Annotated in this window: 22 protein-coding genes; 9 read left to right on the top strand and 13 right to left on the bottom strand. The window is 72.0% G+C overall.

Annotated elements, in window-relative coordinates:
• Positions 1-33: 33 nt before the first annotated feature.
• Entirely contained in the window at positions 34-2,310 is a 2,277-nt protein-coding gene (locus tag CP983_RS44725) for a cell division protein PerM (protein ID WP_425282253.1), read from the top strand.
• 24 nt (positions 2,311-2,334) lie between these two features.
• Here the strand turns inward: CP983_RS44725 and CP983_RS16800 are convergent, their stop codons facing one another.
• Positions 2,335-3,129, bottom strand: a complete 795-nt coding sequence (locus tag CP983_RS16800; protein ID WP_150500239.1) for a hypothetical protein — start codon at positions 3,127-3,129, stop codon at positions 2,335-2,337.
• Between the two features lie 273 nt (positions 3,130-3,402).
• On the opposite strand from CP983_RS16800, the gene purN reads away from it, so the two are divergent.
• Together purN and purH are read left to right on the top strand one after the other, a co-directional pair.
• Positions 3,403-4,032 (top strand): phosphoribosylglycinamide formyltransferase, encoded by a 630-nt coding sequence (gene purN / locus CP983_RS16795; protein ID WP_126904157.1) that lies wholly within the window; start codon positions 3,403-3,405, stop codon positions 4,030-4,032.
• On the top strand, positions 4,029-5,594 hold the full coding sequence (gene purH, locus CP983_RS16790) for a bifunctional phosphoribosylaminoimidazolecarboxamide formyltransferase/IMP cyclohydrolase (RefSeq protein ID WP_150500237.1): 1,566 nt from the start codon (positions 4,029-4,031) through the stop codon (positions 5,592-5,594). The genes purN and purH overlap by 4 nt, the downstream gene beginning before the upstream one ends.
• Positions 5,595-5,643: 49 nt before the next feature.
• Here purH and CP983_RS16785 read toward each other — a convergent pair whose 3' ends face one another.
• The 11 genes from CP983_RS16785 to CP983_RS16735 all read right to left on the bottom strand — a co-directional run bounded on the left by CP983_RS16785 (position 5,644) and on the right by CP983_RS16735 (position 16,586).
• A complete protein-coding gene (locus CP983_RS16785; protein ID WP_150500235.1) occupies positions 5,644-7,500 on the bottom strand; it encodes a protein kinase domain-containing protein in 1,857 nt (618 codons plus the stop codon).
• Positions 7,501-7,627: 127 nt separating this feature from the next.
• Positions 7,628-7,861, bottom strand: a complete 234-nt coding sequence (locus CP983_RS16780) for a peptidase inhibitor family I36 protein (RefSeq protein WP_150500233.1) — start codon at positions 7,859-7,861, stop codon at positions 7,628-7,630.
• 1 nt (position 7,862) lies between these two features.
• Positions 7,863-8,270, bottom strand: coding sequence for a peptidase inhibitor family I36 protein (locus CP983_RS16775; protein ID WP_150500231.1), 408 nt, complete (start codon positions 8,268-8,270; stop codon positions 7,863-7,865).
• Between the two features lie 152 nt (positions 8,271-8,422).
• On the bottom strand, positions 8,423-9,022 hold the full coding sequence (locus tag CP983_RS16770; protein WP_150500229.1) for an ALF repeat-containing protein: 600 nt from the start codon (positions 9,020-9,022) through the stop codon (positions 8,423-8,425).
• 131 nt (positions 9,023-9,153) lie between these two features.
• Positions 9,154-9,744, bottom strand: coding sequence for a M23 family metallopeptidase (locus tag CP983_RS16765; RefSeq protein WP_150500227.1), 591 nt, complete (start codon positions 9,742-9,744; stop codon positions 9,154-9,156).
• Positions 9,745-9,871: 127 nt separating this feature from the next.
• Positions 9,872-11,251, bottom strand: coding sequence for a protein kinase domain-containing protein (locus CP983_RS16760; RefSeq protein ID WP_150500225.1), 1,380 nt, complete (start codon positions 11,249-11,251; stop codon positions 9,872-9,874).
• On the bottom strand, positions 11,248-11,991 hold the full coding sequence (locus CP983_RS16755) for a hypothetical protein (RefSeq protein ID WP_107903935.1): 744 nt from the start codon (positions 11,989-11,991) through the stop codon (positions 11,248-11,250). Before CP983_RS16755 ends, CP983_RS16760 begins: the two co-directional genes overlap by 4 nt.
• Positions 11,992-12,243: 252 nt before the next feature.
• On the bottom strand, positions 12,244-13,815 hold the full coding sequence (locus tag CP983_RS16750; RefSeq protein ID WP_150500222.1) for a protein kinase domain-containing protein: 1,572 nt from the start codon (positions 13,813-13,815) through the stop codon (positions 12,244-12,246).
• A complete protein-coding gene (locus CP983_RS16745; RefSeq protein WP_125528378.1) occupies positions 13,812-14,561 on the bottom strand; it encodes an FHA domain-containing protein in 750 nt (249 codons plus the stop codon). The genes CP983_RS16750 and CP983_RS16745 overlap by 4 nt, the downstream gene beginning before the upstream one ends.
• A gap of 135 nt (positions 14,562-14,696) precedes the next feature.
• Positions 14,697-15,665 carry a hypothetical protein gene (locus CP983_RS16740; RefSeq protein WP_125528379.1) on the bottom strand — a complete coding sequence of 323 codons (969 nt, stop codon included), beginning with the start codon at positions 15,663-15,665 and terminating at the stop codon, positions 14,697-14,699.
• Positions 15,666-15,941: 276 nt separating this feature from the next.
• The gene (locus tag CP983_RS16735; RefSeq protein WP_125528380.1) at positions 15,942-16,586 is read right to left on the bottom strand and encodes a hypothetical protein; all 645 of its coding nucleotides are present in this window, start codon (positions 16,584-16,586) and stop codon (positions 15,942-15,944) included.
• 274 nt (positions 16,587-16,860) lie between these two features.
• Between CP983_RS16735 and CP983_RS16730 the strand changes: the two genes are divergently transcribed.
• The 5 genes from CP983_RS16730 (at position 16,861) to CP983_RS16710 (ending at position 22,076) form a co-directional block, all read left to right on the top strand.
• Positions 16,861-17,715: a bifunctional methylenetetrahydrofolate dehydrogenase/methenyltetrahydrofolate cyclohydrolase gene (locus CP983_RS16730; RefSeq protein ID WP_107903926.1), complete on the top strand. Its 855-nt coding sequence runs from the start codon at positions 16,861-16,863 to the stop codon at positions 17,713-17,715.
• A gap of 25 nt (positions 17,716-17,740) precedes the next feature.
• Positions 17,741-18,226 (top strand): DUF3017 domain-containing protein, encoded by a 486-nt coding sequence (locus CP983_RS16725; protein ID WP_167537888.1) that lies wholly within the window; start codon positions 17,741-17,743, stop codon positions 18,224-18,226.
• Positions 18,227-18,435: 209 nt separating this feature from the next.
• Positions 18,436-18,927 (top strand): helix-turn-helix domain-containing protein, encoded by a 492-nt coding sequence (locus CP983_RS16720; RefSeq protein WP_150500218.1) that lies wholly within the window; start codon positions 18,436-18,438, stop codon positions 18,925-18,927.
• 420 nt (positions 18,928-19,347) lie between these two features.
• Positions 19,348-20,628 (top strand): helix-turn-helix domain-containing protein, encoded by a 1,281-nt coding sequence (locus CP983_RS16715; protein ID WP_150500216.1) that lies wholly within the window; start codon positions 19,348-19,350, stop codon positions 20,626-20,628.
• A gap of 458 nt (positions 20,629-21,086) precedes the next feature.
• Positions 21,087-22,076 (top strand): malate dehydrogenase, encoded by a 990-nt coding sequence (locus tag CP983_RS16710; protein ID WP_107903919.1) that lies wholly within the window; start codon positions 21,087-21,089, stop codon positions 22,074-22,076.
• Between the two features lie 70 nt (positions 22,077-22,146).
• Here CP983_RS16710 and CP983_RS16705 read toward each other — a convergent pair whose 3' ends face one another.
• A complete protein-coding gene (locus tag CP983_RS16705) occupies positions 22,147-25,374 on the bottom strand; it encodes an AfsR/SARP family transcriptional regulator (protein ID WP_150500214.1) in 3,228 nt (1,075 codons plus the stop codon).
• 589 nt (positions 25,375-25,963) lie between these two features.
• Here CP983_RS16705 and CP983_RS16700 point away from each other — a divergent pair.
• The gene (locus tag CP983_RS16700; RefSeq protein WP_093747046.1) at positions 25,964-26,686 is read left to right on the top strand and encodes a Crp/Fnr family transcriptional regulator; all 723 of its coding nucleotides are present in this window, start codon (positions 25,964-25,966) and stop codon (positions 26,684-26,686) included.
• Positions 26,687-26,693 lie beyond the last annotated feature (7 nt).

Genomic DNA, 26,693 nt, shown 5'->3' with positions numbered 1-26,693 from the left:
TGTTACGACGGGAAAGCGCGTGTCGTTGGGAGCATGGCGAGCGTGATCGAGATGACCGCTCGTCGAACGCCCCTGCTGACGCGCATGCGCCGCCATTCGCCCGGCCTGGGCGCCAGCCTCTTCAGCGGTGCGGTGGCGGCTGGGCTGGGGCTCGGTGTGTTCGCCGTGATGGTGATCGCGCTGTGGATCAGCTCGCCGTACCCGGACAGCGGACCGGGCGGCGCGCTGCGGATCGCCTCCGTGCTGTGGCTGCTGGCGCACGGCGCCGAACTGGTCCGCACCGACACGCTCTCCGGCGTCCCCGCGCCGGTCGGTGTCACCCCGCTGCTGCTGCTCGCGCTGCCGGTGTGGCTGGTGCACCGGGCGGCACGGGACGCGGCTGCCGACGGGGGCGAGGGGGTGCCGCTGGTGTCGATCCGTACGGCGTGGGCGGGCGTCGTCCTCGGGTACCTCGGGGTCGGCCTGGCGGCCGCCGTGTACTCGGCCGGGGGCGAGCTGCAACCGTCCTGGCTGTGGACGGTGCTGCGGGTGCCCCTGGTCACGATGGCGGCGGCGGGTGTCGGCGTGTGGACGGCGTGCGAACGGCGGCCCGAGGTCGTGGACGGCCTGCTGCTCGTGCTCCCGGAACGCGTACGGAGGCTGGTGCCGGGAGCGGAGGGACGGGCCCGCGTCGGTACGGCGGCCCGGGCGGCCGGGGCGGGGGTCGCGGCGCTGGCCGCCGGCGGGGCGCTGCTGGTGGGCGGGGCACTGGTGTGGCACGGCGGTGCGGTGCGCGGGTCCTTCCTGGAGCTGACGCAGGGCTTGTCGGGGCGGTTCGCGGTGCTGCTGCTGTGCGCGGCGCTCGTGCCGAACGCGGCCGTGTGGGCGGCGGCGTACGCGCTGGGGCCGGGGTTCGTGCTCGGGTCGGGGCATGTCGTGGGGCCGCTGTCCTCGACGCCGGCGCCGTTGCTGCCGCCGTTCCCGCTGCTGGAGGCGGTACCGGAGACCGCCGTCGCCGGGCCGCTGCGGTGGGGCGTGGCCGTGGTGCCCATCGCGGCGGGCCTGGTGGTGGGGTGGTTCGCGGCGGGGTGGGGGGACGGGTTCCGTGAGCGGTCCGCAGACCCGGACACGTCCGCGACGCTTCGGATCCGGGCGGGGCACGGGTCGGCGACGGGCCGGGCACGGGCCGGGCAGGGGGCGGTCGAGGGCCGGTCGCGGGCCGGGCAGGGGTCTTCGACAGGCCGGTTGCGGACCGGACAGGGGTCCTCGGCAGGCCGGTTCCAGGCCGATGAGGAGTCCTCGGCCGGCCGCTTCGGGGGCGGGCCGACGCCGGTGGCGACCTGGTCACCCGGACTCACCGCCGTCACGGCCGTGCTGGCGGCCGGGTTCTGCGCGCTGGCGGTCGCAGTGCTGGCCACGCTGTCGGGCGGGCCGCTGGGCGTGGGGGCGCTGGCGCGGTTCGGGCCGGTGTGGTGGCAGGCCGGGGCGGCGACGCTGGGGTGGGTCGCGCTGGTGGCGGTTCCGGTGGCGGTGCTGGTGCGCGGCTGGCGGTGCTGGATGGGACGGCAGGGCGCAGGGCCGGTGAGTGAGCCGCAGGGCGCACGGATCGGCAGGCCTCGGGTGGGAGTGCCGGGGGAGGGCGGCCCGGCCGAGGAGGAGCGCTCGCTGCGGGATCGGCTGCCGTTGGTCGGCGGGTGGTTGTCGGGAGCGGGGGAGTCGGGCGGGGTGGGTGGACCGCCCCGGGGAGGGCTGGGTGGATCGGCCGGGGACCGGGCGAGCGGATCTGTTGGGGCTGGGGCGAGCGGATCGGCGAGGGTCGGATCGGGTGACGACGGGTCGGCGGACTCGGAGACGAGGCCTCCGGCCAGTGGCCGCAAGACGCCGTTCAAGGCGCCAGCGCCGACGAAGGACCGGCCCGGTGCCGACCGGACGGGCGAGAAGGGCGCTCAGGTGGCGGCGTACGGCGAGGACGCCAGGTACGAGGCCCTCACCCAGGACATCCCGTACGCGACGTACGACCACGACACGACCTTCGAGCCGGACGACTTCCCGCCGAGCGGACCGCTGTCGGTGCCCCCGCCCCCGGAACCGCGGGACGAACCCGACGCCCCGACCGCGCAGAAGCCACCGACGGCCCCGGCCCAGGAGAAGGCATCGGCCGAAAAGAAGAAGCCGTCCGCCGAGAAGCCGCTCACCAAGGAGCCGTCCGCCGAGAAACCCCTCACCGAGAAGCCGCCCGTCGAGAAGCCCCTCACCGAGGAGCCGCCCGTCGAGAAGTCCTCGGAACCAGCCCCCCAAGAGCCCCCGGAGTCACCTCCGAACGCCCCGTAGAGCCACCCCGCCCGACCGGCGGCGTCAGCTCTCCGCGCCCAGGATGCCCCGCAGTTCCTTCGGCAGATGGTCATTGCACGACTGCTTCGCCTGATTCGTCAGCGCGTCGTCGCGGCAGGTGTAGTAGTCGCTGTAGACGACCTGCGCGGCGAACCCGGCCGCGACCACCGCGATGGCGAGGGACGCCGTGACCAGCCCGCTCACCGCCGCCGTCGTCTGGGGCCGGCCGTTGTTCTGTGGCGCCGGGTTGTCCGGGTCCGGGGTGCGGGGCTTGGCGCGGAGGCTGCTGATGCCCCAGTACAGGGCGAGCGCGCCCAGGAGCAGCGCCATGTACGGCCAGCTGAACAGGGAGAAGAAGAAGGCCCACATGCCGGACAGCAGGGCGTAACGCGCCCGGCGCTGGGTCGGGTCGGTCGGGTCCCAGCGCATGCCGCCGCCCGGCCCGCCGTTCCCGCCGGAGCCGTCCTGGCCGCCCCGGGGGTTCTCGCCGAACCCGCCGGAGGAGCGGCCCGGCTGGCGGTCGCTCCACTGGTTGCCCCACGGGGAGTTGCCGTCGCCCTGGTCGGAGCCCTGCGAGCCGTCGTCGTCGCCCGACGGGCGGCGCGGCTGCCACGGGCGGTCGGGTGTGCCCTCCGGCGGCGGGGCGAAGGGGTTGTCGTCCTGCCCCTGGCCGCCGCTGCCCTGCCCGCCGCCGCTCTGCCCGCCCGAAGGGGCGTCGGGCGGCGAGGCGGGGCGCTCCCGCAGCAGCACGCCGCTGTGCTCCCCTCCCTGCACGGAATGCGGGGGGAGCGTGAGGAGTCGCAAGCTGCGGTCCGGCATCAAGTGAGCGTCTTCCCCTTGGTGAACGACTGATCCGACATGAGCTGTCATTTCCTGAACGCACAGCACCACGACCGCGTTCCCGGCCCAGCTCCCCCCAGACGCTACCTTCCGGCCACGCCCCCGTCCCGTGGGGGCTCTCGGGAGTGCCGGTATCGTTGCTGACGGTCGCCCGCTTCGTAGACTTCCCCGTATCCCGGGGCGTGATGCAATCGTACGAATATACAAAGCGTCGGCCGCATGAAGAACGCACCCCCGAGAAAGGGCCCCATCGTGGCCGCCAAGCCCGTGGCCAAGCGCCTCGTCGTGCTGGTCTCCGGATCCGGCACCAACCTTCAGGCGCTCCTCGACGAGATCGCCGCCGTCGGTCCCGAGGCGTACGGCGCCGAGATCGTGGCCGTGGGGGCCGACCGCGAGAACATCGAGGGGCTGGCGCGGGCCGAGCGCGCGGGGCTGCCGACCTTCGTGTGCAAGGTCAAGGACCACGCCGGGCGTGAGGAGTGGGACGCCGCCCTCGCCGACGCCGTCTCCGCCCACGAGCCCGACCTCGTGATCTCCGCCGGGTTCATGAAGATCGTGGGCAAGGAGTTCCTCGCCCGCTTCGGCGGCCGGTTCGTCAACACCCACCCGGCCCTGCTCCCCAGTTTTCCCGGCGCCCACGGCGTCCGTGACGCCCTCGCGTACGGCGCCAAGGTCACCGGCTGCACCGTCCACTTCGTCGACGACGGCGTCGACACCGGGCCGATCATCGCTCAGGGCGTGGTCGAGGTCCGCAACGAGGACGACGAGAGCGCTCTGCACGAGCGCATCAAGGAAGTCGAGCGAAGGCTGCTCGTCGAGGTCGTGGGGCGGCTCGCCCGCAACGGCTATCGCATTGAGGGACGAAAGGTAGTTATCCAGTGACCGCCGAGAGCAACAAGCGGGCCATTCGACGGGCGCTCGTCAGCGTCTACGACAAGACCGGTCTCGAAGACCTCGCGCGCGGCCTGCACGAGGCGGGCGTCGAGCTCGTCTCCACCGGCTCCACGGCCGCGAAGATCGCCGCGGCCGGTGTCCCCGTCACCAAGGTCGAGGAGCTCACCGGCTTCCCCGAGTGCCTGGACGGCCGCGTCAAGACGCTGCACCCGCGCGTGCACGCCGGCATCCTCGCCGACCTGCGCCTGGAGGACCACCAGCGGCAGCTGGCCGAGCTGGGCGTCGAGCCGTTCGACCTGGTCGTCGTGAACCTCTACCCGTTCCGCGAGACCGTCGCCTCCGGCGCCACCCCCGACGAGTGCGTCGAGCAGATCGACATCGGCGGCCCGTCGATGGTGCGCGCCGCCGCCAAGAACCACCCGTCGGTGGCGGTCGTCACCAGCCCCGCCCGCTACGCCGACGTCCTCGGCGCGGTCCGCGACGGCGGCTTCGACCTCGCCACCCGCAAGCGGCTCGCGGCCGAGGCCTTCCAGCACACGGCGGCGTACGACGTCGCGGTGGCCAGCTGGTTCGCCTCCTCCTACGCCCCCGTCGACGAGTCGCAGTTCCCCGATTTCCTCGGCGCCACCTGGGAGCGCGAGAACACCCTGCGCTACGGCGAGAACCCGCACCAGCCCGCCGCGCTGTACGTGGACGGCAGCGGCAGCGGTCTCGCGCAGGCCGAGCAGCTGCACGGCAAGGAGATGTCGTACAACAACTACACGGACACGGACGCCGCCCGCCGTGCCGCGTACGACCACGCCGAGCCGGCCGTCGCGATCATCAAGCACGCGAACCCCTGCGGCATCGCGACCGGCGCGGACGTCGCCGAGGCGCACCGCAAGGCGCACGCCTGTGACCCGCTGTCGGCGTTCGGCGGCGTGATCGCGGTCAACCGCCCGGTCAGCAAGGAGCTGGCGGAGCAGGTCGCCGAGATCTTCACCGAGGTCATCGTCGCGCCGGACTACGAGGACGGCGCCCTGGAAGCCCTCGCCAAGAAGAAGAACATCCGCGTGCTGCGCTGCCCCGAGGGCCCGGGCAACCCCGTCGAGATCAAGCCCGTCGACGGCGGCGCCCTCCTCCAGGTCACCGACCGCCTCCATGCCGACGGCGACGACCCGGCGAACTGGACCCTGGCGACCGGCGAGGCCCTGTCCGCCGAGGAGCTGGCCGAGCTGGCCTTCGCCTGGAAGGCGTGCCGGGCCGTCAAGTCCAACGCGATCCTCCTCGCCAAGGACGGCGCCTCGGTCGGCGTCGGCATGGGCCAGGTCAACCGTGTCGACTCCGCGAAGCTGGCGGTCGAGCGGGCCGGCGCCGAGCGCGCGCAGGGTTCCTACGCCGCCTCCGACGCCTTCTTCCCCTTCCCCGACGGTCTGGAGATCCTCACCGCGGCCGGCGTGAAGGCCGTGGTCCAGCCCGGCGGTTCGGTCCGCGACGAGCTGGTGGTCGAGGCCGCGAAGAAGGCGGGCGTCACGATGTACTTCACGGGGACGCGCCACTTCTTCCACTGAGCGGTATTTGCTTCCGGGGGCCCGTCGTTCGGTGAACGGCGGGCCCGCCTCATGTCGAACTGCGCAGCGCTGCCCAGGTGTTGGGGCCGACCTCGCCGTCGACCTCCAGGCCCTTGGCGCCCTGGAACTGCTTCACGGCGGCCAGCGTGGCGCTGCCGAACTCGCCGTCGACGCCCGACGAACCGACGCTGTAGCCGCGCTTGGTGAGCATGCACTGAACCTGGACCACGCGCTGGCCCCGGTTGCCGCGGACGGTCAGCTCGGTGCCGGAGTAGTACGTGCACTGGGAGATCCAGGGCGGGGTGGCGGGCGTGGTGGGCGCCGTCGGCGTGGGGGTGTCGGCCGGGGTGCTGCCGCCGCCTTCGCCGTTGCCGGACGTGGCCGAGGGCTTGTCGCCGGGGGTCGGCCGGGTTCCGCCCTCGCCCGCGGCGGCTGTCGCGCTCGCGCTCTCGGAGGCGCCGGCGTCCGACTCCCGCGGCTCGGCCTTCTCCGACTCCTTCTTCTTGCCGGAGGGAGAGGCGGACTCGCCGGGCGGCGCCAACGCCCGCGCGCCGCCGGGGGCCGCGCTGTCGGTCGCCGTGGGCGCGGCCGAGGCCGTCTCGTCCATGGGCGGCCGGGTGAGCAGGAAGGCGCCGGCGGCGACGGCGCACACGGCGAGACTCGCGGCGACGGCGAGAAGAACCTTGCGCTTGCGGCGCGGGCGGCTGCCTTCGGGGGCCCGGGTCCGGTCGGGCGTGGGGTGCTGCCAGGCCGGCGTGGGCGCTGCGTGTGCCGCGGGCACCGTGTGTGGCGTGGGTGCCGTGGGTGCCGTGGGTGCTGTGGGCGGTGTGGGCTGCCCGAAGACCGGCCCTGTCCCGGAGGCGGAGCCTGGGAACATCGGCGGCGCCACCGGCGTGCGCAACTGCACGGTCTCCTCGACGGCGACCCGTTCCAGCACCTCGCAGGCCTGCCGGCGGGCGAGCAGCCGGTCGCGCAGGGGTTCGTGCCAGGCGGGCGGGGTGCCGTGCTTGTGCCCGGCGGCCGTGGCGGCCTCGATGAGCTGCCGCGGAAGGGGCCGGGCGGCGGGGTCCTTGGCGAGGCAGGCGGCCATCAGGGCGGCCAACGCGGGGTCCACGGCCGAGAGTTCGGCCATGATGTCCTGCTTGGGCTCCTCGAACGCCACCCGGTGCATCACGTCGACGCCGGTGCCGTCGCCGAACGGGGCGTGCCCGGTGGCGGCGTAGATCAGGCTCCCGGCGAGCGAGAAGACGTCCGAGGCGGTGTCGCAGTGGCCCTCGCGCAGATACTCCGGTGCCATGAAGGCGGGCGTGCCGACGCGGCTCCCGGTCGAGGTGATGGCGCTGCCGTCGGCGGCCTGGGCGATGCCGAAGTCGATGACGTAGACGCCCTGGAGGGACAGGACGACGTTGGACGGCTTGAGGTCGCGGTGCACGACGTCGGCGGCGGCCAGTGCCGCCAGGGCCTGCCCGAGCTCGGCGATCAGCCGCCAGACCCCGGCACGCTCCAGCCGGCCGCACTCGCGGACCGCCTCGGCGAGGTTCAGGCCGGGCAGGTACTGCGTCCCCATCCACAGCAGCGAGTCGTCGAACCCGGTGCCGAGGAGCTGGGGCGTACGCGGGGTGTGCACCCGGGAGTGCACGGCGGCCTCCCGCTCGAAGCGCCGCCGGAACCGGGCGTCCTCGGCGTACTCGGGACGGATCACCTTCACGGCGGCGAGCCCGGCGGAGCCGTCGGAGGGGCGGGCGAGGTAGACGTGACCCATACCGCCGCTGCCGAGGAGCCCGAGCGGTATGTACGGCCCGATACGGCTGGGATCCGACGACCGCAAGGGCGTGGCACCCGCCTGCGCCAGGGAGGCGTCGGCGGATGCTGGAGAGTGTGGCGGCGTGGGCCGCTGCTCCGACATGGAACCCCCGATGTCACAACACGCGGGGTTGTTCACCCCAGTTGACGAGAGGCTATCGCGGGCTCGTACGTCACGTGCGAGTAGCGGGCCACCCCCTGTTCCGGGTGCGGCCCGCCACACGTGCGGTTCAGCAGCGGTCCACCCAACGGTGCGAGGCGAACCGTCCGACGACATTCACGGTCGTGACGGGTTCGACGCACACCCGCGGGCCTGCGAGGTTGCCACCGCCGTCGGGCCCGCTGTAGACGCAGACGGACCCCGCCGGGCAGTTCGCCGCCCGGGAGGCGGCCGTCGCCGGCACCGTGACGGCTGTCAGTGCCGCGACCGCGACGCCGATCAGCATGGCTCGGATGCCTGCCATGTCAGCAGCCCGACACCCACTTGTGGGACCGCAGCTTGTACGTGCCCGCCAAGTTGCCCTTCTTGCCCTTCGTGGTGCAGCCCTTGCGGGTCTCGTAATTGGCGCCGCTGTAGTAGACGACGGCCATCCCGCTGGTGCCGTTGTTGAAGACGGACCGCACGTTCTTGTCCGCGGACCACGAGCACCTGATGGCTCCGTTGCGCCAGTCGCTGTCGTTCCCGTCCCAGTTGCACCGGTCGCCGGTGCCGTCGTCGTTCGAGTAGAAGCAGATGTCCCCCGAGGGGCAGCTGTAGGCGCTGGGTTCGGCCGCCTGCACCGGTGCGGTGGTGACGCCGAGGCCCAGCCCCGCGAGGAGCGTCACTCCCGTGACGAGGCCGGCCTTGGTACGCGGTGCTCGTACTCGCTTCATGGATCTACCTCCTGGTCGATGTCCTCGACATCACCCTGGATCAAGGCCGTGACCAGCGGTACCTCAAACATTTCAGGGTCGGGCTCCCGGACCCCGAAGGGCCCGGGCACCGGTGTTCCCACCCGTGCCCGGGCCCTCTTCGTGGAGCTTCTCTATGCGGTCTCGTACTGCCCGACCTCCAGGAAGTACCGCAGTTCCTCCGGCGTTCCGTCGATGGCGTCTTCCGCCGCCGCCCGGAGCGCGTCGCTGATCGTCGGGTCGGCCAGGATGCGGGCGACGCGGACGCGGTCGTCCTCGGCCCGGGCCAGGCGGTACCCGGTCTCCAGGAACGCGCGCAACGCCTGCGGGGTGTTGGTGTCGAGGGCCTTGTTGGCCTCCCTGATGACCGCCTTGTCGGTCTTCGGGTCGGCCGTGCCGAGGATGCGGGCGATCGCGACCCGGTCGTCCTCGGCCTGGGCGATCCAGCGGCCCGTCTCCAGGAAGTACCGCTGGTCCTCGATGGTGCCGTCCATGGCCTTCTGCGCTGCGGCGTACACGGCCCTGCCCGTGTTCGGGTCGCCGATGATGCGCATGATCGCGACTCGGACGTCGTCGTCGGACATGTCGTCGACGCCGGAGCCGGCCGCGGCGGCCGTCGCCACGGCGGTGGCGGGCGACGGCGCCGAGCCGGCGGCGAAGGCCGGGGCGGCCAGCAGGAGGGCCGGGGCCAGGGCGGTGGCCACGAGGGTCAGGGCGGCACGGGTGGGTCTCACGTGGGAGCCTTCCTTGTCTGCGGCATGCGCGGCGATCCGCTGCATGTGCGGGTGCGTGTATCTTCCCTCCGACCGCGGCCGAGATCACTGCAATAAACAAGCACGCTTCAACCACCCGCAGTTGCCGGGCCCTAGCAGTTGTTGCTGACGACGTCCTTCCATGTCTCGCCCGTGCCCGAGTACTTCGTGCCGTTGAAGTGCACGGCCTCACGGTCGGCCTCGGTCGGGATGCCGTTCGCCTTGTAACGCTGCTCGTAGTGCAGGTGCGCCCAGCCACCGCTGTTGGCGCCCGTCGCGCCGATGTGGCCGATCCTGGTCCCCGCGACGACGTTGTCGCCCTCCTGGACGTACCTGTCGTGGCTGTCCCTGAGGTGGTAGTACGCGGTGTACCAGCCGCTGCCGTGGTTGATGACGATGACGTTGCCGGCACCGCGGTCCCAGAAGGTGCGGGCCACCTTGCCCTTGTAACCGGCCAGCACGTTCTTGCCGGACGATCCCGTGTTCCCCTTCACCACGATGTCCAGCGCCGGGTTGTGGCCGCTGTCGTAGGTGTCGAGCCGCCAGTGCGTGCCGCAGGCGAACGGCATCTGGAACTTGGGCTTGGCGGTCGCCGAGACCTCGTCGGCCACGGCGGTGGACTCCACGCCGAAGGAGAGGGCGAGCGCGCCGGCCGCGAGGGCGACGGCCGCCCCGCGACGTCGGGCCGGGTCCGTGGTCTTCATCTGCGTCTCCCCGTTGTCGTTCGTGTTCTTCGGCCGCACCTCGTTGCGGACTCACCAACCATCCGGTGCCGGTCGGGATGGGGGAACCTCGAAAGTTGTAGGGGCGACCGGCACCACGACCGCCGGTTCAGCAGGAGCGCACCCATTCATGAGAGCGGATCACCAGGCCGCCGGGATCGGGGAAGTTGACCTTCTGGAGTTCCTGGACGCAGCCGAACGGCGTCTTCCGGCCGGCCTCGCGGAAGAGCCTGACGTCGTGGTGCGGATCCCCGACGTAGCCGTTGTTGAAGGCCGACCTGGGCCGGGTGGTCTTCGCCCAGTCGCAGGTCACGATGCCGCCGACCCAGTCGTCGTCGTACTCGTACCAGGCGCACATCTCGCCCTGTCCGTCCGGCCGTGTGAAGAAGCAGACGTCGCCCTGGTCGCAGCGTGCGTACCCCTGAGGCGCGGGCTCGCGCAGGGCGAGGAGACCGGCCGTGGCCAGCGACACCGCGGCTACCGCCAGAAGCGACCAGAGGACGGCCGGATGGGGGCCGCGTCTCGGCTTGAGCCGGGGCAGCCGCGGGGAGCGTGCCGCCCCGGCCGCGGCCTCGACCCGGCGCAGCAGGCTCTGCGCGGAGTGCGGTGCCCGGTCGGCGTGCGTGGGCGCGAGGCAGTCGGTGACGATCTGCCGCCAGACGTCCGGGAGTTCGGGCGACAGACGCAGCTCGTCCCGGCCCTTCGCGTAACGCTGTACAGCTTCCCGGCGGGCCGTGGGGTTCGCCCCGGGGAACGGCGGGCTGCCGGTCAGCACCAGGTGGGCGAGGATGCCGAAGGCCCAGATGTCGGCGGTGGGGCGGGTCTGGTGGCCGCGCTCGCCGACCTCGGCCCACAGGAGTTCGGGCGGGCTGTAGTCGGAGGTCGTGAACGCGGGGGAGTAGGCGTGGGTGCCGTCCAGCTCGGCCGCCAGGTTGAAGTCCGCGAGCCGGACCGAACCGTCCGCCATCAGCAGCACGTTGGCCGGCTTGAGATCCCCGTGCACCCAGCCCGCGTGGTGCAGATGGGCGACCCCCTCGCAGATCTGGGCGACCAGGGACGGCCCGCCCGGGACGGCCACCGCGTGGTCGGCCGGTGCGCCGCGCCGGGCCGACAGCCGGTCCAGCAGCTGGTCGAGGGAGCCCTCGGCGCGTTCCAGTACGAGGACCGTGGCGCCGTCGAGGCCCGGACGTCCGGCATCGTCGACCGTGAGCGCCTCGTACATCCTGATCAGGCGCGGACGCCGCAGCCGGCGCAACAACTCCGTCTCGCGCTCGGCGAGTTCGCGCAGATGCCGTAGTTGGCGTGGGGTCTGCGTGCCGGTCGGCAGGAACTTCAGCGCGGCCTCGGCCGGGAGGCCCTCGGCGGGCTCGGCGCACCGGGCGGCGTAGACGCTCCCGAAGGCACCGGACGCGATGGGCTCCACGATCTCCCACGCACCGACGCGATAGCCCCGCGGTACCCGCACGGAGTACGACGACTCGGCGCTCATCGGGCGGCCCCGGACTTCCCGGTCAGCAGCGTCAGATCGTCCTCCCGTACCAGGTCGAAGCGCAGGGCCAGGGAGACCAGCCGTTCCTTCTTGCCGTTGAGGCGGGGACCGCCGCCCGGCACCGAGTCCGGAGCCGGTTTGAGGCGCAGCTTGACCGCCAGGTAGTCGATGTTCCACGCCACGGAAGCGGGGGAGACCGACGGCCAGAACGGCCGGAGCCGCTCCACGAGTTCCTCGGCCGTGGGCAGCGCGGCGTGCGGCTCACCCCGCAGTCGGGACGCGCACAGGGCGACCAGGACCTGGAAGTACCGTTTGCCGCGGTCGAGCGGGAACGCGGACGCGGTGGGTGCTCCGGCCCTGGGGCCGGGCCGGTCCAGATAGTCGTGGCGCGGGGCCCAGACGTCGAAGCTCAGCAGATCGCTTCCGGCCGGCAGGACCACGCGCGAGAACTCGAAGGGAACGGGGGCGTCGAGCCGGCCCGGCGGCACCTTGATGTGCTCGCCGGCGCCTTCCGGGTTCTCGACGACGTACGTCTGCGCCCCGCTCAGATTGCTGAGCCGCCAGTAGGCGCCCGCGGCGGTGATCTCGCCCGCCTCGCGGGAGACGCCCTCGTGAGCGATGGTCAGGTGCGGGCCACGCGGGCGTGCCGTACGGCCGAAGCGCAGCGCGTCACCGGGGTCGAGGTGAAAGTGATCGTCCGGGCACGCGCTTTCCATGGGCACGACGATGATGCTGTGCATGGCGGCTTCCTCCCCCGACTCGCCCCCTGCGGAATCTGGGGCCAGGGTAGAAAGCGCGGGCGAGGAAAGCCCAAGGGCAGGCAAAAATCGGCGTGTTGTCGAGGGACAACGGCCTCCGGCTCTCCCCCGAGGAAGCCGGAGGCCGCCCGGTCGCGGTCGGCAGGAGGAGCGCGAGCCCGGGATCGTCCCGTGGGGGGACACGACCACCGTGACGCCGGTTTCCGTGCGAGCGGTACCTCGGACCTCTCAGGGTCACTTCTTCCCGGGCGGCGTGTACTCCTTGAGGTAGTGGGCGACGCGGGTGGCGTAGTCGCTGTACTTCGGGGGAACCCCACCCGCGTTGTTCACGACCTTGGTCGACGTGCGGTAGGCGGCCGCCAGCAGCACCTGGCGGTCGCCGGACAGGCCGGTCTTGTGCAGCAGCGGTTCCATGTAGCAGAGGTAGCGGCCCACGGCCGGGATGGACTCGGCCGGCGTGAGGGGCGGCCGGGGTGTCGCCTCCGCGGGCACGCCGTCCGAGCGGATCCACCAGCGCAGCAGGCTCGGCGTCCAGCGGGCGATGCCGTACTCGCCCTCCTTGCCCGCCGACGGATCGGACAGGTCCGGGTCGAAGTTGCTCTCCGCCTTCAGCAGGGCGGCGATCAGCGCGGGCGTGACCTGCGGCCGGACACAGTCGTGGGCCGAGTCGACGATGAGACGCCGGTAGGACACCGGGACGCCCTTGTCGGTACGGAGTTCGGCGGCGCCGTACGTGGCGGCCGTGACCTTCGTGTTCTCGCCGCCCGGCGTCCCGCCGCTGCCGCCGCCGTCCGCCCAGCTGCTGATGCCGTACCCGAGGGCGGACACCGCGATCACGGCGCTCGCGGCGGCCAGCGCCGACGTTCGGCGGGAGCGGCGGCGCGACAGGAGGGCCCGGGGCAGGCGTGGCGAACGGCCCGTGCCGGCGGCGGCCTCGACGCGGCGCAGCAGGTCCTGGGTGCCGACGCGGTCCTCGTGCGTACGGGTCAGACAGTCACGGACGATCTCCCGCCACACGTCCGGCAGTTCGGGGGACAGCCGCAGGTCGTCGGTGCCGCGCGCATAGGCGGCGGCCGCGTCGCGACGGGCCGTCGGGGTGCCGCCGGGCAGCGGGAAGGAGCCGGTCAGCAGCAGATGCGCGAGGACCCCGAAGGCCCAGACGTCCGCCGACGGGCGGATACGGCGGCCCCGCTCCCCGATCTCCGACCACAACAGCTCCGGCGGGGTGTAGTCGGGCGTGGAGAACGCGGGCGTGTACGCGTGCGTGCCCTCCAGCTCGGCTGCCATGTTGAAGTCCGCGAGCCGGGCCGAACCGTCCGCCATCAGCAGCACATTGGCCGGTTTGAGGTCCCCGTGCACCCAGCCCGCGTGATGCAGCTGCGCCAGCCCCTCGCAGATCTGCGCGAGCAGGACGGGACCGGCGGCGGGGCGCGGGTCCGCCGCCAGCAGCGTGGCCAGGGAGCCCTCCGCCTTCTCCAGTACGAGGACGGTGGCGCCGTCGAGCGGAGGGCGGGCCGGGTCGTCGACGACGAGGGTGTCGTACATCCGGATCAGCCGCGGCTGCTTCAGCCGGCGGTGCAACTCGACCTCGCGCTCGACGAGTTCGCGCAGGTGGGTGAGCTGGCGGGGCGTTCCGGTGCCGGTGGGCAGGAACTTCAGGGCCGCGGTCCTCGGCAGGTCCTCGGCGTCCCCGGTGCGTCTGGCCTCGTACACACTCCCGAACGCGCCCGTGGCGATCGGCTCCCGCACCTCCCACTCGCCCACCCGGTACCCCCTGGGCACCGGCACGGCGTAGGGCTCGGTCACCGGGCGACCCGGCCGGCCGCGGTCTCCCGGAGCACGACCAGGTCGTCCTCCCGTACGAGATCGAACCGGAGCGCCAGCGACACCAGTGACTCCTTCTTGCCGTTCAGGCGCGGGCCGGTGTCCGCCGTCTCCGGGCCGGGCTTGAGCCGCAGCTTCACGGCGAGGTAGTCGATGTTCCACTGCACCGAGGTGCGCGAAGCCGCGGGCCAGTTGGGGCGCAGCCGGTCCACGACCTGGTCGACGGTGGGCAGCGCGGCGTGCGGTTCACCGCGCAGGCGCGGTTCGCACAGGGCGGCGAGGACGGCGAAGTACCGCTTCGTACGGTCCACCGAGAAGGCCGGGGCGGTGGTCGCCCCGTCCGGGCTGCCCTCGGAACTGAGGTAGTCGTGGCGCGGCGCCCACACCTCGATCGCCAGCAGGTCGCCGGCCGCGGGCAGCACGATCCGCGAGAACTCGAACGGGATCGGCGCGTCCAGCCGCCCCGGCCCCACCTTGATGTGCTCGCCCGCGCCTTCCGGGTTCTCGACGACGTACGTCTGCTCCCGGCTGAGGTTGCTCAGTATCCAGAAGGCGCCCTGCGCGGTGATCTCACCGGCCCTGCGGGACACCCCGTCGTGCGGGATGGTGAGGTCGTTGTCGGAAACGGCCCGCCCGAAGCCCAGCCGTTCGCCGGGCGCCAGCCGGTGCTGGCTGCGTCGGTTCTCGTCCTCCGTGGTCGGCGGAGGTACCACGATGATGCTGTACAAGGTGCGTCTCCCCGTGCCTGACGGCTACCCACGTCAGAGTAGGACGACGCAGCCGGGCCGTGCCCCCCTCGAACAGGTGAGACACGGCCCTTTGCAGTTATTGGCGTGAACCTATCCCCGACTGCGGGGATTACATCAGCACTTGTAGTGCTTGACGTCGCCGAACATGCCGGTGTACGTCAGCTTGAGCTCCACGCAACGCCCGTGCGCGGCGGCGTACGCCCACACGCCCTGGATCTTCTTGATGACCGTGCCGCCAAGCACGGCGCACCCCACTGACGCCACGGGGTTGACGAGCAGACCGCACATCGCGACAGAGGTGTCGGCGTGAGCGACCTTGCTCTTCAGTGCCTTGACCTCGGCCTTGCTGAACTTGATGTAGACGTTCCAGCCAACACTGACCTTCGGGTCCGCGACCACGGGGAAGGCCGTCGCGTCAGTGGTCGTCACCTTCTGGACCAGCGAACCGCCCTCGATGCGGTAGGCGGTCGGCACGGCCTTTCCAGTGGCGTCCTTGGCCCACGGTGCGTCGATCGAGCCCACCACGACCGCGCCGTTGCTGCCCGTCCTGGTGATCAGGTACCCGCCCTGACCGTCCTCCAGGAGCTCGGTGCCGGAGGGAAGATCGAGACCGAAGCGGTACTCGTTCGGTGCGGCCTTGTCCTTGAGCGTGACCAGAGTGCGGGCGCCGCCGTCCGCGGTCGGTTGAACCGCGAGGTCGGTCGATTCGGCAGCGTCCTCGTAGACGATGGTGCCCGCTCCGGCCTTGACGCCGTTGACCTTCTTCGTCTCGGGCAGGTCGAGACGGAACTTGGTGCCGTCGCCCGCGGTGGACTCCACGTAGCCGAGCGAGTCGGTGGGCGCGGTGACCGTCACGGAGCCCGACTCGGTGCTGGTGATGGCGCGGCCCGCGCTGTCCGGTGTGCCGGTCGACAGGGCCAGGTCCCCTGTGCCGGTGGCTCGTTCCACCACGGACGCGGACTTGGCTGCCGCCGAGTTCGCCGTCTCGGCGAGGGCGGGGGAAGCCGTGGAGAGCATGGCGACCGCGGTGAGGAGTGACGTCCCGGCCAGGACGCCGGCGCGGACCTTGCGCTGCGCGAACATATTCAAGTGTGTGGTCTCCCGTTTCACAGGGAGGGGCCTACGGATGGTGCCCCTGTCCCCTTGAACTGTGTCGACAGCCGTTGGTCGTACGGCCGTCGGCCGCGCACTGGTCAAGGCGGCGGCAACAGGAGCCAATCACTGGCCAAAGTTATACGTCAAGTTACCTTTAATATGAAACGAGTTACCGGCCTCGGCGAGATGTCCTGAAATGCCGACTGGGCTGTGTCACCTCTCGAGTGGAGAGGTGACACAGCCCAGCCGGGTGCCTGAGTGCGCTCAGTAGCGGGGGCGGTTGAACCACGCCGTGCCGCTCGCCACCACCGGAGCGGCGGTGATGATGCCGCCGAAGACGACCCACAGCAGCGGGAAGATGACCGCTGTGGCCAGACCCGAGTCGAGGCCGACGAACAGGCCGATGATCCCGACGATTGTGCCGAGCGCGCCGTAGACCACCGTGGTGATCCGGATGCCCTGGCCGCCCTTGCTGAACTTGACACCGAGGGTGATGGACAGCGCCGCGAGGCCGAGCGCGATGAGCGCGATGAGTACGAGAACGCCTGCTGCGATGTCGCCACCCTCGCCGATCGCGCTGAACGGGTCGTCGGAGGAGGAGCTCAGGTCGTCCGCGGCATCGGAGACATCGTTGGCGATGGCCGCAACGTAGAGCCAGGCGAGGCCCGCCAAGATCTGGACCGCCGAGATGATGAACAGAAACACGCGGGCGGTGACGAGCAAGCCCGGCATCGACTGCGGCACCATCTGGTTGCCACCGGGGTAACCGGGGTATCCCGGCTGCTGCGGGTAGCCGTAGCCCTGCTGCGGCGGGACTCCGGGAGCCTGCTGCGGGTAGCCGTAGCCGGGAGCGGCCGGCGGTTGCTGGGGCGGGGGTCCATAGGGGTTGTTCGGGTCGCCGTAACTCATGGCGCTCTTTCCTCCGTCTGCTCCTGTGCGGGGACGACGCGCGGCACGGATCGGAGGAGAGAGCTGTGGTTGCGGTTTGTCCCCCCGGTACTGCCCCGCGGCACTGCAGTCACATCGTTCTTTAGTCTGCTCTTACTTGTCCAGCCGCATTCCCTATGTGTTGTGCAAGTGCAACATCGCTGATCATGGGCGGATACGGGTGTGGATGGGGTGACGGAGGCCACGTGGGACCCGGATTGGAACCGGGAGGGCGTCATCCAGGAAGATGGGAGTCATGACCGCCCAGATTCTCGATGGCAAGGCCACCGCAGCCGCGATCAAGTCGGACCTGACCGCCCGCGTGGCGGCGCTGAAGGAGAAGGGCGTCACGCCCGGACTCGGCACGATCCTCGTCGGGGACGACCCCGGCAGCCAGAAGTACGTCGCGGGCAAGCACCGCGACTGCGCCCAGGTGGGCATCGCCTCCATCCAGCGCGAACTGCCCGCCACGGCGACCCAGGAGGAGATCGAGGCCGTAGTCCGCGAGCTCAACGAGGACCCGGCCTGCACCGGCTACATCGTCCAGCTGCCGCTGCCCAAGGGCATCGACGAGAACCGCATCCTGGAGCTGATGGACCCGGACAAGGACGCCGACGGCCTGCACCCGATGAACCTCGGCCGTCTCGTCCTGAACGAGCCGGCCCCGCTGCCCTGCACCCCCAACGGCGTCCTCACCCTGCTCCGTCAGTACGGCGTGGAGATCAAGGGCGCCGAGGTCGTGGTCGTCGGCCGCGGTGTCACCATCGGCCGCCCGATGCCGCTGCTGCTGACCCGCCGCAGCGAGAACGCGACCGTCACGCAGTGCCACACCGGCACCCGTGACCTGGCCTCGCACCTGCGCCGCGCCGACATCATCGTCGCCGCCGCGGGCTCCGCCCACCTGGTCCGCCCGGAGGACGTCAAGCCCGGCGCGGCCGTCCTCGACGTCGGTGTCTCGCGGGGCGCCGACGGCAAGATCGTGGGCGACGTCCACCCCGGCGTCGCCGAGGTGGCCGGCTTCATCTCTCCGAACCCCGGCGGTGTGGGCCCGATGACCCGGGCGCAGCTGCTGGTCAACGTGGTCGAGGCGGCGGAGCGCAGTGTCGGCTGAGCCGGGCGCCGGAAAGGCGCAGGAGATCCAGGACGCCGAGGAGACCGGGCCCACCGAGGACGTCGAGGAGATCGAGGTCCGGGACCCGGTGAGCGCGCCCGACGCGGAGGGCCGGCCCCGCCGGACCACCCGTCGCTTCCCGCTGTTCACCCGTGACACGGCACGCCCCGAGGGCGGCGGCCGCGCGGCGTCCGGCGATCTGCCGGCCCCCGCCCGGCAGTGGCCGATCCTCGTCGTCCTCGGACTCGTCGGCGTCGGCCTGCTGGTCACCGCACTCGACGAGTTCCGCGTCGGCACGGTGCTGATCGGCTCGGCGCTGCTGGCCGGTGCGGTGATGCGGTGGCTGCTGCCGAGCGTCGGCATGCTCGCCGTACGGTCCCGCTTCACCGACATGGTGACGTACGGCGTGCTGGGCCTCGCGATCGTGCTGCTGGCGCTGATGGCGCAGCCGAATCCGCTGCTGACGGTGCCGTTCCTGAAGGACGCGCTGCACTTCACGGTGGAGAACTAGGAGCGTTCGCCATGACGGCGGTCCGTCCTCTCCCCCGAGGAAGGACGGACCGCCGTCCGCGTCAACCCTCGGGCACGGCGAAGGGGCTGTTCAACGCCTGTCAGTGCGCTGTGGCACGGAAGTGACCGTTCCGCTACGTCGGTCACGTCCGGGGAACCAATGCGCCGTGTCGTGTCGTCACCCGATCGGGGCCGGTTCGGAGGTGAGCGATGGGTGCGTGGCAGCCGCTGCCCGACGATCTGCCGTCGGAGGTGCGGCACTTCGTGGAGCAGTTGCGGCAGCTCAAGGACCGTACGGGCCTGAGCCTGGTCGCGCTGGGCGCGCGCACCGCGTACAGCAAGTCCTCCTGGCAGCGGTACCTCAACGCCACCCAGCCACCGCCCCGGCAGGCGGTCGTCGCGCTGTGCCGGGTGGCGGGGATCGACAAGGACGAGGCGGAGCGCTTCGGGGTCCGCTGGGAACTGGCCGTGCAGGCGTGGCCCAAGCCGGTCACGGTGCCGGAGAGGTCCGAGGGCTCGGCGCCGGCCGTCGGTCGTGCGGATACCGAGGGCGAGGAGTACGAGGACGACCCCACCCTGCCCTGGTGGGACGCGCCGCCCAAGACGTCGGGGCCGCCGTCGCGCCGGCTGCTGATGGTGGCCGTAGGGCTCGCCGTGTTCCTGGTGCTGGCGGTCGTGATCGGGGCCGTTGCGCTGGGGTGAGCCCGCCGGGGCGGCCGGGTCCGACTTGCCCGAATGTCAGACATGTTGCGCGAGTGATCGCCTATGTGCCTTCTGTGTGTCGATGTGTTGACAAGTTCGCGGATTTGCAAGGAATTCGGTCAGCGAGCGGGCTAGCGTGGTCGATCGGGACGTCCGGGGCGTCCCGCTTGTCTGTAAGGGCTTACTGCCAGGGTTGTGTCCGTCGGCAAGGGAAGCCGGTGGAACACTGGACGCTGTCCTACGGGCGTGCGACGGTGCATGCCCACAGTCCCGATGCTCCCGTGCGCCCCCACCCCGGGAACTGAGATCCTTACTGGGCGCATCCCTTTGGGTAGCCACATCGGGGACTCGGCAGAGGGCACCACGCGCGGGGGATCGCGTGAAACACCAGCACGAACCGGGGGGAAGAGGGGGGAAGCAATGCCTCGTTGGAGGGCCTTGCCGGATGAACTGGATCCGCAGGTCAGGGAGTTCGCGAGCCAGTTGCGTCGGCTCGTGGACCGCAGTGGTCTGAGCATCGCGGCGCTGGCCGACCGCACGGGATACAGCAAGACGTCCTGGGAGCGGTACCTGAACGGGCGGCTGCTCGCGCCCAAGGGCGCGATCGTGGCGCTCGCCGAGGTCACGGGTACGAATCCGGTTCATCTGACGACCATGTGGGAGCTCGCCGAGCGTGCGTGGAGCCGTTCGGAGATGCGTCACGACATGACCATGGAGGCCATCCGGATCTCCCAGGCCCGCGCGGCCCTGAGCGAGTTCGGGGCGCCCCCGGCGAACGCCAAGGGCGGCGCGAAGGCGGGCAAGGGCGCGCACCGCGCCGGCAGCGCCACGACCGCGCCCAAGCCCGGGGTGGCCGGTCCGGCCGGTGTGGCACCGACCGTGCCGCCGTCCGTGCCGGTGCAGCCCACGGCGCCCGAGACCCGCGACTCCTCGGTCCGGGACGCCCCCGTACGGGGTGCCGGCGGGGGTGACGCCCGGGACGCCGAGGCCTCCGGGGCCAACTCGTGGGGCCTCGCGGGGTATCGGGGGCCGTCGCCGACGGGCAGCGGCGGCCGTGCCGCTGGAGCGACCGGTGCGTCCGGCGCCTCCGGTGTGTCCGGGCCGTCCGCCGCGGAGTCGGGGCCCGCGTGGACACCGGGGACGCCGAGTCCGTACGGCGAGCCGCCGCAGGGGCCGCGTCCGGGGGCCGGGTCCTCCGGCGGGGGCGGCGGGAAGCGCCGGCTGACGATGTTCCTCGCGGGAGTCGTCGGGGTCCTCGTCGTGATCGCCGCGGTGTTCTACTTCACCGACGGCGGCAGCGGCAAGAAGGACGACGAGGCGGCCAAGTCGCCCTCGCCGACCGCCTCGGCCGACACCGACCTGCCGCCCGGCGTGAAGTGCAGCGGCGCCTCCTGCACCGGCAAGGACGCGGAGGCCATGGGGTGCAGCGGTGACCTCGTGACGACCGCCGCGACCGCGACCGTCGGCACGGCCGTGGTCGAGGTGCGCTACAGCAAGACGTGCGGTGCGGCGTGGGGACGTGTCACGCAGGCCGCGCAGGGCGACGAGGTGGCCGTGACGGCGGGCAAGGCGAAGGAGACCGGTTCGATCACGGTCGCCGGCGACACGATCGCGTACACGCCGATGGTGGCCGTGAAGGACGCGGGCGAGGCGATCGCCTGCGCGACGCTGGCTGCGGGTCCGGAGGGCTGCACGCAGTAGCGGGGCGCCGCCGAGGCCGATGGTGAGGTGACCGAGGGGGCGCGGCCCCTTCGGTCACCGTTCGCGTTCCAGGGGTCGTCCACGCCGTGTGCGAGCCCTCGCCGTCCAGTCGCCGCGGCTCGCCCGCGCGGGCGAAAAGAATTCCGGTGGGGCAGGAATGCCACCGCGCAAAGTGGGCACGCGCACCGTACCCCCACGGGAGTCCGGCATCGGTACCCCCACAGGCGGCCGCCCGGGTTTACCTCTCCCGAACCGGGCGGCCGCCCCCTTTTGTGCGCCCGCGGTCGTCCTGTGGGGTGGGCCACACGGACCCGGCCGTGCGGGATCCCGGATGCGCGATAGCCTGACCGGTGGATCTCTCGACGCCAAGAGATCGATCATCTCTAGGTCGACAGGGCCTAGGTCCCGCACCCCGGGGGCAGAGACGCCCCACCGCCAGCTGTCATACGGAGAACGCCATGACCCGCACTCCCGTGAACGTCACCGTCACCGGCGCGGCCGGCCAGATCGGTTACGCCCTGCTCTTCCGCATCGCCTCCGGCCAGCTGCTCGGCGCGGACGTGCCGGTCAGGCTGCGACTTCTCGAGATCACGCCGGCGCTCAAGGCGGCCGAGGGCACGGCCATGGAGCTCGACGACTGCGCGTTCCCGCTTCTTGAGGGCATCGACATCAGCGACGACCCGAACGTCGCCTTCGACGGCGCCAACGTCGCCCTCCTCGTCGGCGCCCGCCCCCGCACCAAGGGCATGGAGCGCGGTGACCTGCTGGAGGCCAACGGCGGCATCTTCAAGCCCCAGGGCAAGGCCATCAACGACCACGCCGCGGACGACATCAAGGTCCTCGTCGTCGGCAACCCGGCCAACACCAACGCGCTCATCGCGCAGGCCGCCGCGCCGGACGTACCGGCCGAGCGCTTCACCGCGATGACCCGCCTCGACCACAACCGCGCGCTGACCCAGCTCGCGAAGAAGACGGGCTCGACGGTCGCCGACATCAAGCGCCTGACGATCTGGGGCAACCACTCCGCCACGCAGTACCCGGACATCTTCCACGCTTCCATCGCCGGCAAGAACGCCGCCGAGGTCGTGAACGACGAGAAGTGGCTCGCCGAGGACTTCATCCCGACCGTCGCCAAGCGCGGTGCGGCGATCATCGAGGCCCGCGGCGCCTCCTCCGCGGCCTCCGCCGCCAACGCCGCCATCGACCACGTCCACACCTGGGTCAACGGCACCGCCGACGGCGACTGGGTGTCGATGGGTATCCCGTCCGACGGTTCCTACGGCGTGCCGGAGGGCCTCATCTCCTCCTTCCCCGTCACCACCAAGGACGGCCGGTACGAGATCGTCCAGGGCCTGGAGATCAACGAGTTCTCCCGCACCCGCATCGACGCCTCCGTCGCCGAGCTGGCGGAGGAGCGCGAGGCGGTCCGCTCGCTCGGCCTCATCTGAGCCGACCCCCAGCGGTACATCGGCCGCGGGCCCCGCACCGGAAGCAACCGGTGCGGGGCCCGCGGGCTTTCTACTCCTGTGCGGGCACGCCGACGTCCGCGAAGATCTCCAGGGCCTGCTGCCGCATGCCGAGGACCAGCAGCGTGCGGGCCTCGCCGAGCCGGTGGCCGGTGCGGCGGTGGACGGCGAGCGCCTCGGTGCCGACCTCGACGGCCATGGCATCCGCCCCTTCCGACCGGGCGGTCGCCGACAGGGCGGTCAGGGCAAGGCCCTCCAGCACGCCGAAGGAGTGGTCGCGGGCCACGGCCAGTGCCTGGTGGGCGAGGGCGCGGGACTCCTCGTAGCGGCCCAGCTGCTGGTGGGTGTGGGACAGGCCCAGCAGGGCGTGGGCCTCGGTGCGGCGGTGTTTCGCCTCCCGGGCCAGGGCGAGTGCCTGCCCGTGCGTCCGGAGCGATCGGTCGACGTCCGCGAGTCTTCCGTGGGCGGCGGCGACCGTGTTGAGGATGTTCGCCCGGACCCAGTGCCGTCCCGAGGGCTTGACCAGGACGAAGGCGCGCTCGGCCTGGAGCAGTGCCTCGTCGTGGTTGCCGAACTCGATGTTGATCCTCGCCAGGGCGTCCAGCATCATGGCCCGCTCATTGCTGTAGCCGCGCCTCTCCTCGGCGGCCACCTGGGGACCGAGGACGTCGAGGCCGTCGGTCAGGCGGCCGAGCTCCCAGTACACCGAGCCCAGGATCTGGAGCGCCAGGCTCTCGTCCCACCAGGAAGCCCCCACGTTCCGGCGGATCGCCAGTTCGAGGTGGCCGGCGGCCTCGTGCAGCCGGCCCAGATCCCGGCAGGTCGCGCCCAGGATGATCAACCCGAACGTCTCGGCGTAGTCGTACCCGGCCTCACGGTTGATGCGCAGGCCGGCCGTGGCGTGCTCGTAGGCGCTGTCGAGCTGGGCCATGCTCCATTCCACGGCGCCGGTGCCGCCGAGCCCCGCCACCTCGCCCGCCGCCCAGCCGATGGACCGGCTGATCTCCAGGACACGCGTGTGATGCGCCATGGCCTGTTTGACGTGGCCCCTGTCCCACCAGATCACTCCCAGGTGGTGGTGCATGGCCGCCTGCCCGGGCAGGTCGTCCTCGGCGACGGCCGCCTCCAGTACCGTCCGGGCCGTGGACTGCCAGGGCGTTCGCGGCAGATGGAGCCAGAAGTAGCCGAACAGTGCCGCCGTCAGGTACCAGGCGACGGGCCGCGGACCGTGGCGGGCCGCACGGTGGATGACCGCCAGCAGGTTCGCCTGCTCGGCCTGGAGCCACTGCGCGGCCTCGGCGGCGGAGGGCATGCCCCGGCGGTCACCGCGGTCGAGCTCGCCGGGCAGCTCCGGGAAGAGGCCGGTCCCCGCCGCGGATCGAGCGGCGTGCAGGTACCAGAGCAGCAGGCGTTCCCACGCCGCCGCCCGGTCCGCCGCCGAGTCCTCCGCCTGCGCGATCTCCTGCGCGTACTCACGCAGCAGGTCGTGGAACCGGTACCGGCCCGCCGTCGCGGGTTCGATCAGATGCGCCGCCGCCAGACTGCCGAGCAGCCGCCGGGCCTGCGTCGGCGAGTCGTCCAGGAGGGCCGCGCCGGCCTCGGCGGTGAACTCCCCCCGGGGAAAGTGCCCGAGCAGCCGGAACAGTAGCCGTGCCCGGTCCGACAGCCTCCGGTACGACGCCGCGAATGCCGTGCGCAAGGGTGAGCTGCCCTCGTCGTCCGGGGCCAGAGCCTGGAGCCGGCTGCCCTCCGACAGTTCGGCGACCAGGTCGGCCACGCGCAGCCCCGGATCGCCGGCCAGCCGTGCGGCGGCCACCCGCAGGGCCAGCGGCAGGCTGCCGCACAGCCGGATCAACTCGGTGACCACCGCGGGCGGTTCCGCGGCGAGCCGGTCCGGGCCGAGCGCCTCGCTCAGCAGCGCGCGGGCCTCGGCCGGCAGCAGCAGGTCCAGCGCCAGGGCGTGTGCTCCGTCGCGGGCGACGAGGTCGCCGAGCCGGTTGCGGCTGGTCACGACGACACAGCAGGACGAGCTGCCGGGCAGCAGCGGACGTACCTGCTCCGCGGAGGCCGCGTTGTCGAGCAGGACGAGCAGGCGCCGGCCGGCCAGCAGGCTCCGGTAGGCGCGGGACTGTGCCTCCTCGGTCAGGGGGATCTCCGACACCTCAAGGCCCAGGCTCCGCAACAGCAGTTCCAGGGCCTCGCCCGGCGCGAGGGGCGGACGGTCGTGGTCGAAGCCGTGCAGGTTGACGTACAGCTGGCCGTCCGGGAAGCGGGCCCGCACCTGGTGGGCCCAGTGCACCGCCAGCGCGGTCTTGCCGATGCCGGCGGCGCCGCCGATCGCGGAGATGACCACGGTGCTGGCAGGCTCCGGGCTTTGCTCCGCCCCCTGCACCGGGTCCGGCCCGGGCGGCAGCAGGGCGTGCAACCTCGCGAGTTCATCGGCGCGGCCCGCGAAACCGGCGGCGTCGTGCGGCAGTTCGGCCGGTGCCGCGGGCCGTTTCGGTGAAGGTGCGGCGACCGTCGGGTCGTTGGTGACGATGAGCCGGTGGAGCGCCCGCAGCTCCGGCCCCGGGTCGACGCCCAGGTCCTCGGCGAGACGTTTGCGGATGCCGTCGTAGTGGAGGAGCGCCTCGGCCTGGAGCCCGGACCGGTACAGCGCGGTCAGCAGCTGCCCGGCCATCCGTTCGTTCAGCGGACGGTCGGCGGCCAGTTCGCGCAGCCGGGGCAGGATCTCCGCATGGCGTCCCCGGCGCAGCTGCACCTCGTGGCTGTGCAGCAGGGCGCCGGCGTGTTCGCTCGCCAGCGTGTCCCGGGTCGCCCGCGCCCAGGCCCCGGTCAGCCCGGTCAGTGGTTCGCCGTGCCACATCTCCAGCGCGCGCTCCAGGAGTTCGGCGACCCGTTCGTCGCCGTCGGCCGCCCGCTCGGCCTCCTCGGCGCGGGCCCGGCCGACCAGATCGCGGAACCGGTACAGGTCCACCCGCCCGGGCGGCGTCCGCAGCGTGTAGCCACCCGAGGTGCGCTCCAGCCGTACGCCGCTCGCGGCCGGGTCCGTCGCCTCGCGCAGCGCCGACTTGAGGCGGCCGACATAGCCGTAGAGCACGTTGCGCACCGAGGCCGGCGGCTCCTCGCCCCACACCCGGTCGATGAGCGTCTCGATCGGTACGACGCGGTTGGCCTCCATCAGGAGCACCGCCAGCACACACCGCTGACGGGGCCGGCCGAGGTCGACCTCCGCGCCGTCCGCCCATGCCCGCACCGGCCCCAGCAACCGGATCTCCACCGGCCCGTCCCTCCGTCACCGCCCTGCAGTCCGACCGGCCATGGTCCAGCGCGCGCGACCTGCCCGTACAGGTTTCCTCAACATTCCCTCCTCTCCACCCCGGAAAGCTGACGGCGGCACACAGGGCGCTGCGGCCACGCATCAGGCACGCCGTCGCCGGAGCACACCCGAGCCCAGCCGTGAACCGGAGCCAGCCGTGAACCCTTCCCGTCCCACGACCCCTGATCGACTCACCGTCCCCTCACCTGGCGACCACCACGTCATCACCGCAGTAACAGCCCAAACCCGAGTTTTCGCCAACTCTCCGTCCGCTGACCGAATCACGGCGTCGAGGCGGCTCCGTGCCCGAGCGTCGGGTCTGACCTCACGGTCGTTCCCCCGGGTGCGGGCGTGCCGGGTGCGATGCGTCGTGGTCGGCGAGGGGCGGGACGTAACGGAGGGGTGTGGTGACGGGGCGACCAACCTGGCATTCCGTAACTACCGGCCAGTACCCCCGGTATGGCGCAATCCGCTCGGCGTGAACCTTCGCCCTGCCACCATCGACACCCATCGAAAATCCAGGCGTCAGGACTGCGGCGGGGGACTGGCCATGGGGCTGCTCGGAAATGAGCTGGCGTTCGCACAGACGCTGACTCCCCAGGAGCACGAGGGCGTCATGGCCCTCGGTCATCACAAGCGCTATCCGGCCGATGCCCATCTCCTCACCGAGGGCGACCGGTCCAGTCACGTCGTGATCATCATTCGGGGGTGGGTGACCGTGTCCGTGGCGACGGACCGTGGGGCCACCCGGCTGATACTCGGCCTGCGCGGCCCGGGTGAACTGCTGGGCGAGATGGCCGCGCTGGACCAGCATCCCCGCAGCGCCACCGTGCGCGCGCTGGGTCCCATAGAGGCCCAGGTCATATCCGGGGACGCGTTCCGCCGCTTCCTCGCCCTGCACCCCCGGGTGAGCGGTCTGGTGATACGCCAGCTCACCTTCCGGCTCCGCAGCGCCGACCAGGAACGGTCCGCGCTCGCCTCGCTCACCGTGCTCCAACGCCTGGCCGGCCGGCTCATCGAACTGTCCGGAGCCGACACCTCCGGCCCCTACGCCCCGTCCGCGGCGGCCCCGTCGAGCGGCACCGCCGTCTCCGGCCCCGTCGTCCAGCTGGCCCAGGACGAACTGGCCGCCACCATCGGGGCCACCCGCGAAGCCGTCGCCAAGGCGCTGCGGCTGCTGCGCACCCAGAACATCGTGCGCACCGGCAACCGGATGGTGGAGATCCTCGACCCCGCGCTGCTCGCCCTTCTCGCGGACGGTCATCAGGAGTAGACCCACG

The sequence above is a fragment of the Streptomyces chartreusis genome (assembly GCF_008704715.1).
In the GTDB taxonomy this organism is placed as follows: domain Bacteria; phylum Actinomycetota; class Actinomycetes; order Streptomycetales; family Streptomycetaceae; genus Streptomyces; species Streptomyces chartreusis.
This window is presented reverse-complemented; position numbering and strand designations above follow the sequence as displayed.

Bases quoted from the DNA above. Each gene is read 5' to 3' on its own strand.
- CP983_RS16780 (WP_150500233.1), bottom strand. From the start codon at position 7,861: ATGGCAGGCATCCGAGCCATGCTGATCGGCGTCGCGGTCGCGGCACTG.
- CP983_RS16755 (WP_107903935.1), bottom strand. From the start codon at position 11,991: ATGCACAGCATCATCGTCGTGCCCATGGAAAGCGCGTGCCCGGACGAT.
- CP983_RS16740 (WP_125528379.1), bottom strand. From the start codon at position 15,665: ATGTTCGCGCAGCGCAAGGTCCGCGCCGGCGTCCTGGCCGGGACGTCA.
- CP983_RS16700 (WP_093747046.1), top strand. From the start codon at position 25,964: ATGGGGCTGCTCGGAAATGAGCTGGCGTTCGCACAGACGCTGACTCCC.
- CP983_RS16710 (WP_107903919.1), top strand. From the start codon at position 21,087: ATGACCCGCACTCCCGTGAACGTCACCGTCACCGGCGCGGCCGGCCAG.
- CP983_RS16735 (WP_125528380.1), bottom strand. From the start codon at position 16,586: ATGAGTTACGGCGACCCGAACAACCCCTATGGACCCCCGCCCCAGCAA.
- CP983_RS16775 (WP_150500231.1), bottom strand. From the start codon at position 8,270: ATGAAGCGAGTACGAGCACCGCGTACCAAGGCCGGCCTCGTCACGGGA.
- CP983_RS44725 (WP_425282253.1), top strand. From the start codon at position 34: ATGGCGAGCGTGATCGAGATGACCGCTCGTCGAACGCCCCTGCTGACG.
- CP983_RS16760 (WP_150500225.1), bottom strand. From the start codon at position 11,251: ATGAGCGCCGAGTCGTCGTACTCCGTGCGGGTACCGCGGGGCTATCGC.
- CP983_RS16715 (WP_150500216.1), top strand. From the start codon at position 19,348: ATGCCTCGTTGGAGGGCCTTGCCGGATGAACTGGATCCGCAGGTCAGG.
- CP983_RS16720 (WP_150500218.1), top strand. From the start codon at position 18,436: ATGGGTGCGTGGCAGCCGCTGCCCGACGATCTGCCGTCGGAGGTGCGG.
- CP983_RS16765 (WP_150500227.1), bottom strand. From the start codon at position 9,744: ATGAAGACCACGGACCCGGCCCGACGTCGCGGGGCGGCCGTCGCCCTC.
- CP983_RS16730 (WP_107903926.1), top strand. From the start codon at position 16,861: ATGACCGCCCAGATTCTCGATGGCAAGGCCACCGCAGCCGCGATCAAG.
- CP983_RS16800 (WP_150500239.1), bottom strand. From the start codon at position 3,129: ATGCCGGACCGCAGCTTGCGACTCCTCACGCTCCCCCCGCATTCCGTG.
- CP983_RS16785 (WP_150500235.1), bottom strand. From the start codon at position 7,500: ATGTCGGAGCAGCGGCCCACGCCGCCACACTCTCCAGCATCCGCCGAC.